This window comes from Streptomyces tanashiensis (genome assembly GCF_014648895.1).
Lineage (GTDB): Bacteria > Actinomycetota > Actinomycetes > Streptomycetales > Streptomycetaceae > Streptomyces > Streptomyces tanashiensis.
In genome coordinates this window covers 753,422-764,167 of record NZ_BMRZ01000001.1, presented here as the reverse complement: position 1 = coordinate 764,167, position 10,746 = coordinate 753,422, and the positions used below count along the sequence as shown (strand labels likewise).

Genomic DNA, 10,746 nt, shown 5'->3' with positions numbered 1-10,746 from the left:
ACCCCACTGACAGCCTTAGCCGAACCGCCTCACGCCCGGCACCAGTGCCGTCCCCGCGCAGCAGCCGCCCACCGCCACCGCGGCGACGAGCAGCGGCACTTCGGGGCCCCACGCCGAGGCGGCGAGCGGGGCGAGGGCGTACCCCAGGGGCATCGCGGCCAGCGAGAGCAGCCAGTCGTACGAGGTGACCCGGGCGAGCGCGTGGGCGGGCACCGCGCGCTGGACGGCGGTCTCCCAGACGGGGGAGAGGAAGCCGAGCCCCGCCTGCGCGAGCCCGTACGCCGCGATCGTGACCGGCGCGGGCGCGGCGAGGGCGAGCAGCACCAGTGGCAGCGCGTACGTGGCGAGGCCGAGGTTCGCGGTCAGGACCGGGCGCCGGGGGCGGACCCGGTCGGCGAGCAGCGCTCCGAGGAGGAAGCCGACGGCGCCGACCTGGAGCAGGACGACCCAGGTGGTGGCGCCGCCGAGCCGGTGCACGGCGATGGCGGGCCCGAGGGTCATCAGGACGGCGGCGGCGCCGTTCCAGGCGCTGTGGCCGATGAGGCTGGTCCAGTACCAGTCCCGGGAGCGGACCTCCTGCCAGCCCTCGGCGAGGTCGGCGCGGAGCGAGCGGCGCGGGATCGGGACGCGCTTCACCCGGACGGCGGTCAGGAGCAGCGCGCTGACGGCGAAGGTGGCCGCGTCCAGGACGAACGCCCAGCCGGGTCCCACGGTCAGGACGAGGGTGCCGGCGAGCGCGGGTCCGGCGAGGCGGGTGGCGCTCTGGGCGACGCCCATCGCCGCGTTGGCCCGGTGCAGGGCGTCCGCCTCGACCGTGCCCTTCACCAGCGGCGAGCCGGTGGGCATGGCGAAGGCTCCGGCGGCGCCGCCGAGCGCCTCGGCGGCCGCGAGGACGGCGAGGCTGGGGGAGCCGCCGAGCAGCTGGACGCCGACGAGGAGCTGGGTGGCGCAGCGTACGAGGTCCGTGGTGAGCGCGACCGTACGGGCGTCGAAGCGGTCGCCGACGACGCCGCCCACCGGGAGCAGGAGCAGTTTGGGGACCATCGCGCAGCCGAGGACCAGGGCGAGCGCCGAGGTGGAGCCGGTGGCTTCCAGGACGGCGAGGGCGAGGGCGGCGGGGATGGCGGCGTCGCCGAGGAGGGAGAGGGCGCGGCCGGTGAAGAGGAGGCGGAAGGAGCGGGTGCGCAGGGGGTGGGGGACGGGTGGGGGCGCGACGGGGCGCGCGGGGGCTGTCGGCATGGACCGCAGAGTATTTCGGTACCGAATAATTCGTCAACGAAATACTTCTCGGGAGAAGACCGCCCCGCCGACGTACGATCACCCCATGGCGCACCCCGAGGAACAGCAGGAACCGCGCACCCCGCGCGACTGGACCGACGAGCACGTCGCCCGCTGGCAGCCCGTCCTGCCCGGCCTCGACCCCGTCGTCGAAGGCGCGGTCACCCGGATGAAGAAACTCTCGGTCCACCTGCGCCGGGTCAGGGAGCAGTCCCTCGTCGACTTCGACCTGGAACGCCACGAGTTCGACACCCTCCACAAGCTCGCGGGGCGCGGCGGCAGCGCCGCCCCCTCCGAACTCGCCCAGGACCTCGACCTGGCCCCCGCCTCCGTCTCCGGGCGCCTCGACGCCCTGGAGAAGCGCGGTTTCGTCCGCCGCACCCAGTCCACGACCGACCGGCGCCGGGTCGTCGTGGAACTCACCGCCTCCGGACGCGAGACCTGGCTCGGCGCGATGGACGTCCTCGGTCACGAGGAGTACCGGCTGCTCGGCGTCCTCAGCACCGAGGAACGCGGCCTGCTCAACGACATGCTGCGCCGGGTCATGGTCGAGGCCGAGGCGGGCGGCCCCACCCAGTCCTGGCACGCCTGACCGGGGCACTGTCGGTGGCGGCCCCTACCCTGCTCGGCATGGGAACGGTGACCTTCGTCGACGAGACGACCACGGGGGGCCGCACGGCCGGCCCCCGCCTGCCCGTCACGGAAGAGCGGCTCACCCTGCGGGAGCTGATCCGCCGCAGGGTCGCCCACGAGGCGGACGGCGAGGCGGCCTTCGCCCGGGCCGTCGAGGCCTTCGGACGCAACGGCTTCCTGGTCCTGGTGGGCGACCGTCAGGTCGAGGAGCTCGACGACACGGTGACGGTGGGTCCGGAGACGGAGGTCGTCTTCCTCAGACTCGTCCCGCTCGTCGGCGGCTGACCCCCTGGAGGAGGCCGAGGGTCACATGCTCAGCGAGCGCGCGTAGTTGAGCTGTCCCATGACCCAGTGGATGGTGTCCGGGCCGGTCGCCGGGATCATCGTCGAGTGGTGCCGGCCGCCGCTGGTCACCGTGACCTGGATGAAGCCGGTCGTGGACTTCTCCTTCATCAGCAGGAACAGCAGGCCGAGCAGGCAGAAGATGAAGAAGATGACGGCGAGGACGATCGCCACGGTGGGCATCTTCTCCTCGGTCCGCGACATGTCCATCGCGTTCCACACGGCGCCCTTGAGCGGCATGCTGCCCGCCGGGGTGATGATCTGGTCGCCGACCACGGTGATGTCACCGAGGCTCAGCAGCGGCGCCCCCGCGCCCGCCGGCGGCTGCTGCGGCGGCACCGGCACGCCACCCGGCAGGGTCGGCTGGTAGGACGGCGGCGTCTGCGGGTACCCGTACGCGGGCGTCCCGCCCTGGGGGTATCCGTACGCCGGGCTCCCGGGCGTCCCGCCCTGCTGCCCCGGCCCCCACTGGTACTCACCGTCCGCGTAAGGGTTCGGCTCGCTCATCAGTCCCCGTCCTCCACAAAGAAAAAGCCCGCTCCTGCACGCCGCAGCGTACAGAAGCGGGCCGAAGCACCGAACCCGAAGGTCAGAAGCGACGCGTGATCAGCGCGCGCTTCACCTCCTGGATGGCCTTCGTGACCTCGATGCCACGCGGGCACGCGTCCGTGCAGTTGAACGTCGTGCGGCAGCGCCACACGCCGTCCTTGTCGTTCAGGATCTCCAGGCGCTGCTCGCCCGCCTCGTCACGCGAGTCGAAGATGAAGCGGTGCGCGTTGACGATCGCGGCCGGACCGAAGTACTGGCCGTCGTTCCAGAAGACCGGGCAGGACGACGTGCACGCGGCGCACAGGATGCACTTGGTGGTGTCGTCGAAGCGCTCACGGTCCTCGGCGGACTGCAGGCGCTCACGCGTCGGCTCGTTCCCCTTGGTGACCAGGAACGGCATGACGTCCCGGTACGCCTGGAAGAACGGCTCCATGTCCACGACCAGGTCCTTCAGGACCGTCAGGCCCTTGATGGCCTCGACCGTGATCGGCTTCTCGGGGTTGATGTCCTTGATCAGCGTCTTGCAGGCGAGCCTGTTCTTGCCGTTGATCCGCATCGCGTCCGAGCCGCAGATGCCGTGCGCGCAGGAGCGACGGAACGTCAGCGTGCCGTCGACGTCCCACTTGATCTTGTGAAGGGCGTCGAGGACACGCTCCTTCGGGTCGATCTCGATCTGGAAGTCCTCCCAGACCGCGGCGTCCGACACCTCGGGGTTGAAGCGGCGGATCCGCATCGTGACCGTGATGTACGGGGAGGCGGCGGACTCCGCCTCGACCTTGTCCAGTACGGGGGTAGCCATCAGTACTTACGCTCCATCGGCTGGTAGCGGGTCTGGACGACCGGCTTGTAGTCGAGACGGACGGTCTCGGAGCCGTCCTCGCCGACCTCGCGGTACGCCATGGTGTGGCGCATGAAGTTGACGTCGTCGCGGTTCGGGTAGTCCTCGCGGTAGTGACCGCCGCGGGACTCCTTGCGCGCCAGGGCCGAGACGGCCATGACCTCGGCCAGTTCGAGCAGGTTGCCCAGCTCGATGGCCTCCAGGAGGTCCGTGTTGAAGCGCTTGCCCTTGTCCTGGATGGACACGTTCTCGTAGCGCTCGCGCAGCTCGGCGATCTTCTCGACGGCCGTCTTGATGGTCTGCTCCGTGCGGAACACCATCACGTTGGCGTCCATCGTCTCCTGGAGCTCGCGGCGCAGGTCGGCGACCCGCTCGCTGCCCGTGGAGTTGCGGAGCTTCTCGATCGTGGCGACGACGAGCGCCTCGGGGTTCTCCGGCAGCTCGACGTAGTCGTGCTTGGCGGAGTACTCGGCGGCGGCGATGCCGGAGCGCTTGCCGAAGACGTTGATGTCGAGCAGCGAGTTGGTGCCGAGACGGTTGGCGCCGTGCACGGAGACGCAGGCGACCTCGCCGGCCGCGTACAGGCCCGGGACGACGGTGGTGTTGTCCGAGAGGACCTCACCCTCGACGTTCGTCGGGATGCCGCCCATGGCGTAGTGCGCGGTGGGCTGGATCGGGATCGGGTCCGTGTACGGCTCGATGCCGAGGTACGTACGGGCGAACTCGGTGATGTCCGGGAGCTTGGCGTCGAGCTGCTCCGGCGGGAGGTGCGTCAGGTCCAGGTAGACGTGGTCGCCCTCGGGACCGCAGCCGCGGCCCTCGCGGATCTCCGTGTAGATGGAGCGGGAGACGACGTCACGGGACGCGAGGTCCTTCATGACCGGCGCGTACTTCTCCATGAAGCGCTCGCCGTCCTTGTTGCGGAGGATGCCGCCCTCACCACGGGCGCCCTCCGTCAGCAGGATGCCCATGCGCCAGATGCCCGTCGGGTGGAACTGGAAGAACTCCATGTCCTCCAGGGGCAGACCGCGGCGGTAGCAGGCGGCCTGGCCGTCACCGGTCAGGGTGTGCGCGTTGGAGGTCACCTTGAAGAACTTGCCGGTGCCGCCGGAGGCGTAGATCACGGCCTTCGCCTGGAAGATGTGGATCTCGCCGGTGGCCAGCTCGTAGGCGACGACGCCCGCGGAGTGCTTGACCCCGTCGACCTCGGTGATCAGCTGGTCCAGGACGTAGAACTCGTTGAAGAACTCCACGCCCTCCTTGACGCAGTTCTGGTACAGCGTCTGGAGGATCATGTGGCCGGTGCGGTCCGCGGCGTAGCAGGACCGGCGGACCGGGGCCTCGCCGTGGTTGCGGGAGTGACCGCCGAAGCGGCGCTGGTCGATGGTGCCGTTCGGGGTGCGGTTGAACGGCAGGCCCATCTTCTCCAGGTCGAGGACGGCGTCGATGGCCTCCTTCGCCAGGATCTCGGCGGCGTCCTGGTCGACCAGGTAGTCACCGCCCTTGACCGTGTCGAAGGTGTGCCACTCCCAGTTGTCCTCCTCCACGTTCGCCAGCGCGGCGGCCATGCCGCCCTGCGCGGCGCCCGTGTGGGAGCGGGTGGGGTAGAGCTTCGTCAGCACGGCGGTGCGGCTGCGCTTCGTCGACTCGATGGCGGCGCGCATGCCGGCGCCGCCGGCGCCGACGATGACGGTGTCGTACTTGTGGATCTTCATGACGTGGATTACCTCAGCCCCGTGCCTAGCGGATGTTCGGGTCGAAGGTGAAGATCACCAGCGTGCCCAGAAGGATGGTGAACACCGTGGCGGTGTACAGCAGGCCCTTGAGCCACAGGCGCGTGTTGGCCCGCTCCGCGTAGTCGTTGATGACCGTACGGAGACCGTTGGCGCCGTGCAGCATGGCGAGCCAGAGCATCAGCAGGTCCCAGACCTGCCAGAACGGGGACGCCCAGCGGCCGGCCACGAAGGCGAAGCCGATCTTGGAGACGCCGCCGTCCAGGAAGAGCTGGATCAGCAGGTGGCCGAGGACCAGGACGACGAGGACCACGCCGGAGAGGCGCATGAAGAGCCATGCGGCCATCTCGAAGTTGCCGCGGGTCGCGCGCGGGGTCTTGCCCGTGCGCTTGCGGGGGGCCTCGATGTACGGCGCGGGGTTGTCCACGTCGTAGTGCGCGCCGCCCTCGACGGGGCCGATCGCTGCGGAGGTCGTGTCAGCAGACATGAGTGGCGTCAGCTCCCGAACAGTTCACGTGCGGCGTGGCCGAGGACGGGGTACAGCGAGCCCGCCATCAGCACGACCCAGATGCCCACGACGGTCCAGAGCATCTGCTTCTGGTAGCGCGGGCCCTTGGACCAGAAGTCCACCGCGATGACCCGGAGGCCGTTCAGCGCGTGGAAGAGGATGGCAGCGACGAGGCCGTACTCGAGGAGAGCGACGATCGGCGTCTTGTAGGTCGCGACGACCTCGTCGTACGCCTCGGGGGAGACGCGGACGAGAGCGGTGTCCAGCACGTGTACGAACAGGAAGAAGAAGATGAGGACGCCGGTGACTCGATGAGCCACCCAGCTCCACATTCCTTCCCGGCCGCGGTACAGCGTTCCAGCCGGCACGGAAAAACCCTCCGGGAGCGGGGATCAGGGTCGGCCGGCTTCTCTGTCGGTCTGACCCGGCCGGGTACGGTCCACCGGCCCCGGTCATCGTAGCGACGACTTGTCGGTTCGCTCGCGCGGGGTCCATCGGTGTGATCAAACAGGCACGGACGGGCTATCACACAGGCCCGAATCGCCGTATTTCGGACGGAATCACAGCTCGGAGTGTCGCGGTGTGAGCCCCTCGGCCAGCCGGAAGGCCAGCCGGGCGCGCGCGAGACGGCGGAGCTCCTCGGCCGCGACCACCCGCTCCTCCTCCGCTTCGTTGCCGAGACGTGACCGGATACCGGCCAGTACCTGGTCGAGCCGCTCCCCGGGACGCACTCCGTCGAGGCTGATCACGAACGCGTGTCCGAAGCTGCTCTCGTACGCGGCGTGGGCGGCCCGCAGCGCGGTCCGGGCGGCCGGCGGGGCGTCCGGGTGCGGCAGCGCGGAGGACTCGGCGGCCAGGGCCTCGTCGAGATCGGCCCGGGACAGGTCGTACCCGGCCTCGTCGGCGGCGGCGAGCAGGGCGTCCACGGTCGGGTACGGGCGGTGTGCCGCCACCCGCTCCGCCCAGCGTGCGCTGTGGCAGCAGGTCAGCAGTAGGGCCACGGCCTCGGAGGGCGAGGCCGCGTTGAATCCGACGAGACCGCCCGGGTGCCGGGGGCGGGACTGCTGCGCGGGTATCGCAGGCGAGTCCGCGGAGCCCGGCTTCCGGCAGGGGGCGTGGGTGTCGCTGGTCAGCGTGGGCTCCGGTACTCCGGGACGGGTGGGGTGGGCGTGACTGAACGTTATCGACGGGATGAGGGAAGTGTCCGACGGATGCGCGAATTTCACCCGGAAGGGAGAGTTTCGGAACAGATGATGGACGATCGGCTTCCGGTCCCGTGACGGGATCCATGGTGCCGACTGGTCGTACGGCCATCCGTACGAGAGGATTCCGATTGATGCGGTACTCCATTCGGGGGCCTCGCCGGGGCCCCGCCCTTCTGGCGACCGCGGTGGCACTGGCCACCGTGGCGGCCTGTTCGAACGGATCTCCGTCAGGTCCGGCCGGCCCGTCCTCCACGGGAGCGACCGCGAGCGCCGCGCCGACGAGCGCCCCGCCGCCCAGCCCGACGCCGCCGCCCACGCCGACGCCCACGAAGAACTACCCCCTCTCCACCGCGCCCCGCACCGTCCCCTCCGTCCGCGCGCACGAGGCCGCCCGCGGCCCCGGCTGGAAGCCCGCGCCCACCGGCGGGGTCGTCCTCGGCGCGAACAGCGAGGCCCTCGCCGACGAGGGACGGCTGCTCGCCGGGGAGCTCGGCATTCCGTACCGCGGTGCCGCCGCGGCCGGAGCCGGGGACGTCGAACTGGCCGTGGGCGGGACGGGCGCCCCCGAGTCGTACACCCTGACGGTCCGCGACGGCCGGGTCCGGATCGCCGGCCCCGACGAGGCGGGCGTCTTCTACGGCACCCGCACGCTCAAGCAGTCGGTGAAGGCCACCGGGGCGATACCCGAGGGGACCGTCACCGACCGGCCCGCCAAGCCCCAGCGCGGGCTGAACCTGGACATCGCCCGCAAGCACTTCACCGCCGCCTGGATCGAGGACCGCATCCGCGAGATGGGCGACCTCAAGCTCAACCAGCTCGGACTGCACTTCTCCGACGACCAGGGCTTCCGGATCGCCTCCGACAGCCACCCCGAGGTCGTGTCGCAGCAGCACCTCACCAAGGCCGAGGTCCGCCGCATCCTCGCCCTCGCGGCGAGCCGCCACATCACGGTCGTCCCCGAGATCGACTCGCCGGGACACCTCGGCGCCGTCATCGCCGCCCACCCGGACCTCCAGCTCGTCAGCGCGAGCGGCCGGACCCCGCGCGGGGCCGTGGACATCTCCGACCCCGCCGCGGCCCGGATCGTCGACGACCTGCTGCGCGAGTACACCCAGCTCTTCCCCGGGGCGTACTGGCACCTCGGGGCCGACGAGTACGTCGCCCTGATGTCCAAGAACCCCGAGGCGAGCTACCCGGGGCTGGCGGCGGCCGCGCGCGCGAAGTACGGCCCCTCCGGCCGCGTCCAGGACCTCGCCACCGGCTGGCTCAACGACCGCGCGGCCGTCGTCCGGCCCACCGGCAAGACGCTCAAGGCGTGGAACGACGGCTTCTTCACGGGCGGGGTCGTGAGCGCCGCCGAGGACCTCCAGGTCGAGTACTGGACGGGCAAGGAGATCGGCGCCCGGGAGCCCGTCTCGTACCTGAGCGCGGGCCGGCGGCTGGTCAACCTCAACGACGAGTACCTGTACTACGTCCTCGGCCAGCCCAACGACTTCACGTACCCCACCGGCCGCCGGATCTACGAGCAGTGGACCCCGCTCGTCGTGCGCGGCACCACGCCCGTGCCGGCGCGGTACGACCCCCAGATCCTCGGCGCGCGCTTCGCGGTCTGGTGCGACCTGTCGCGGGCCCAGACGCAGGCCCAGGTGGCGGACGGCATCCGCCTGCCGCTCACGGCCCTCGCGCAGAAGGTCTGGGACCCGGCGAAACCGACACTGACCTGGGACCAGTTCAGGTCGCTCGCGGCGAAGGTGCGCTGAGCGCCCGACGCTGGAGGGGGAGCGGTTCCTCGCCCGTCCGACCTCTATGCAGCGCACCGGGGCCACTGGCATGATTCCGGCCGCGCAGTGACGAAAAAGCGCCCCCCGGCGCAGTAGGGGAAGTACTGCGTCCGCATCGGGTGGCGAGGAGGCGTCCATGACGTCGGGGAACGGCCGGAGCCTGCTGGAACTGATCGACGGGGCCGACGCGCGAGGGCTGGCCGCGGCCGGACTCGCCTGCCTCGACCGCTGTCTGCCGCTGCTCGCCCCCGAGGGGGCCGACGCCCTGCGCCCCGTGTGGGCGGCCGTCGCGCGCGGCGACGGGGCCGCCTGGGGCGAGGCCGTCGCCAAGGCCCGCGTCGACCTCGACGCCGACGGCACGGAGGACGCCGGGGCCGTACGCGCCATGCTGACCGAAGCCCCGGAGACCTGGACCGCCGAAGCCCTGCGCGCCTGGGCCGGGGACTGCTCCGTCGCGGCGCTCGCCCTGCACGGGCGGTACGACGCGGCCGGAGTGCCCGACGGCCTCGTCGAGCGCTGCCGGGCCGGGGACGCGGACGGCGCGGGCCCGCTGCTCGCCGGGGAGCTCCGCCGCCAGCAGGCCGTCCTGGAGACGGTCGCCCACGGCCCGACCGGACTGCGCCGGGCCCGTGAGCTCTCCGTCGAGGGCGGCCGGGTGCTGCGCGCGGTCGTCTCCCGCCGGGCCCGCACCGCCTGACGGCCGCGGCTCGGGCGGCGCGGGGCCCGCACCGCCCGACGTCCGCCGGGCCCGCACCGCCCGACGTCCGCCGGGCCCGCACCGCCCGACGTCCGCCGGGCCCGCACCGCCCGACGTCCTGCGGGCTCAGGACTCCGGGGTCTGGACCGCGATCGACGCGACCGCCTCCGCGATCTCCCGCTCCGCCGTGGCCTTGTCCAGGCCGAGCCCGCTCAGCACGCCCTGCCCGTCCTCCTGCTCCAGCAGGGCCAGCAGGATGTGCTCGGTGCCGACGTAGTTGTGGCCGAGGCGCAGCGCCTCGCGGAACGTCAGCTCCAGGACCTTCTTCGAGTCCGCGTCGAACGGGATCAGCGCCGGGATCTCCTCGGCCTGCGGCGGCAGAGTCGGGGTCACCGCCTCGCGCACCGCTTCCTCCGTCACGTCGTGCCCGGCCAGCCACTGCATGGCGAGCGCCTCGGGGTCGGCGAGCAGGCCCAGGACGAGGTGGCCGGGCACGATCTCCGCGTGGGAGGCCGTCCGGGCCTCCTCCTGGGAGGTCACGACCACCTTGCGGGCGCGGGGGGTGAAGCGGCTGAACCCCGCGCTCGGGTCCATCTGGGCGGCGTCGGGGCCCTTCGGCACGAAGCGCTTCTGGGCCGCCTGGCGGGTGACGCCCATGCTGCGGCCGATGTCGGTCCAGGAGGCGCCGGAGCGCCGGGCCTGGTCCACGAAGTGGCCGATGAGGTGGTCGGCGACGTCGCCGAGGTGGTCCGCCGCGATGACCGCGCCCGAGAGCTGCTCCAGGGCGTCGGGATGGACCTTCTTGATGGCTTCGATGAGTTCGTCGAGACGGACGGGGACATTCGGGCCGACTGGATTCGTCATGAGGCAACCCTAGGTTGACACCCCTCCAGTGTCAACGGTCGGTTGACACTCGAAAGGTGGAGTCCACCCGGAGACGCGAGGTCGCGCGAAAGAGTGAGAAGAAGCGAGAAGAGGCGAGAAGGCGCGCCGGGAGGGGGAAAAGGGAGACGACCGGGGCCGCCACCCCCCACAGGAGAGGCCCCGGTCGTCGTCCACGGAGCCGCAGCACGGCTCCGTACTCCTATCAGCGCCAGGGGTGCGGTTTCTGTCACACCCTCGCGGGCCACGCGAAGGTTGCAAGTTGTACAAAGACCCCGGACCGCGTGGACGCGACGCCGC

Annotated in this window: 12 protein-coding genes; 4 read left to right on the top strand and 8 right to left on the bottom strand. The window is 71.5% G+C overall.

Features of this window, described 5'->3' with window-relative positions; translation table 11 throughout:
* Positions 1 to 15: 15 nt before the first annotated feature.
* The gene (locus IE237_RS03435; protein ID WP_189800278.1) at positions 16 to 1,239 is read right to left on the bottom strand and encodes an MFS transporter; all 1,224 of its coding nucleotides are present in this window, start codon (positions 1,237 to 1,239) and stop codon (positions 16 to 18) included.
* Positions 1,240 to 1,324: 85 nt separating this feature from the next.
* On the opposite strand from IE237_RS03435, the gene IE237_RS03430 reads away from it, so the two are divergent.
* Entirely contained in the window at positions 1,325 to 1,870 is a 546-nt protein-coding gene (locus tag IE237_RS03430; RefSeq protein WP_189800277.1) for a MarR family winged helix-turn-helix transcriptional regulator, read from the top strand.
* 38 nt (positions 1,871 to 1,908) lie between these two features.
* Positions 1,909 to 2,196 (top strand): hypothetical protein, encoded by a 288-nt coding sequence (locus IE237_RS03425; protein WP_189800276.1) that lies wholly within the window; start codon positions 1,909 to 1,911, stop codon positions 2,194 to 2,196.
* Between the two features lie 21 nt (positions 2,197 to 2,217).
* Here IE237_RS03425 and IE237_RS03420 read toward each other — a convergent pair whose 3' ends face one another.
* The 6 genes from IE237_RS03420 to IE237_RS03395 form a co-directional block, all read right to left on the bottom strand.
* Positions 2,218 to 2,760, bottom strand: coding sequence for a hypothetical protein (locus IE237_RS03420; RefSeq protein WP_189800275.1), 543 nt, complete (start codon positions 2,758 to 2,760; stop codon positions 2,218 to 2,220).
* 82 nt (positions 2,761 to 2,842) lie between these two features.
* Positions 2,843 to 3,601, bottom strand: coding sequence for a succinate dehydrogenase iron-sulfur subunit (locus tag IE237_RS03415; protein ID WP_041130880.1), 759 nt, complete (start codon positions 3,599 to 3,601; stop codon positions 2,843 to 2,845).
* Positions 3,601 to 5,355: a succinate dehydrogenase flavoprotein subunit gene (gene sdhA / locus IE237_RS03410; RefSeq protein WP_189800274.1), complete on the bottom strand. Its 1,755-nt coding sequence runs from the start codon at positions 5,353 to 5,355 to the stop codon at positions 3,601 to 3,603. Before sdhA ends, IE237_RS03415 begins: the two co-directional genes overlap by 1 nt.
* Before the next feature lie 25 nt (positions 5,356 to 5,380).
* On the bottom strand, positions 5,381 to 5,860 hold the full coding sequence (locus IE237_RS03405; RefSeq protein ID WP_189800273.1) for a succinate dehydrogenase hydrophobic membrane anchor subunit: 480 nt from the start codon (positions 5,858 to 5,860) through the stop codon (positions 5,381 to 5,383).
* 8 nt (positions 5,861 to 5,868) lie between these two features.
* A complete protein-coding gene (gene sdhC / locus IE237_RS03400) occupies positions 5,869 to 6,249 on the bottom strand; it encodes a succinate dehydrogenase, cytochrome b556 subunit (RefSeq protein WP_015035721.1) in 381 nt (126 codons plus the stop codon).
* 192 nt (positions 6,250 to 6,441) lie between these two features.
* A complete protein-coding gene (locus tag IE237_RS03395; protein WP_189800671.1) occupies positions 6,442 to 7,014 on the bottom strand; it encodes a 2-oxo-4-hydroxy-4-carboxy-5-ureidoimidazoline decarboxylase in 573 nt (190 codons plus the stop codon).
* A gap of 203 nt (positions 7,015 to 7,217) precedes the next feature.
* Between IE237_RS03395 and IE237_RS03390 the strand changes: the two genes are divergently transcribed.
* Together IE237_RS03390 and IE237_RS03385 are read left to right on the top strand one after the other, a co-directional pair.
* Positions 7,218 to 8,846, top strand: coding sequence for a beta-N-acetylhexosaminidase (locus IE237_RS03390; protein WP_189800272.1), 1,629 nt, complete (start codon positions 7,218 to 7,220; stop codon positions 8,844 to 8,846).
* 157 nt (positions 8,847 to 9,003) lie between these two features.
* Positions 9,004 to 9,564, top strand: coding sequence for a hypothetical protein (locus tag IE237_RS03385; protein ID WP_189800271.1), 561 nt, complete (start codon positions 9,004 to 9,006; stop codon positions 9,562 to 9,564).
* A 126-nt stretch (positions 9,565 to 9,690) separates the two neighbouring features.
* On the opposite strand, the gene IE237_RS03380 is transcribed toward IE237_RS03385, so the two are convergent.
* A complete protein-coding gene (locus IE237_RS03380; protein WP_189800270.1) occupies positions 9,691 to 10,428 on the bottom strand; it encodes a Clp protease N-terminal domain-containing protein in 738 nt (245 codons plus the stop codon).
* Positions 10,429 to 10,746 lie beyond the last annotated feature (318 nt).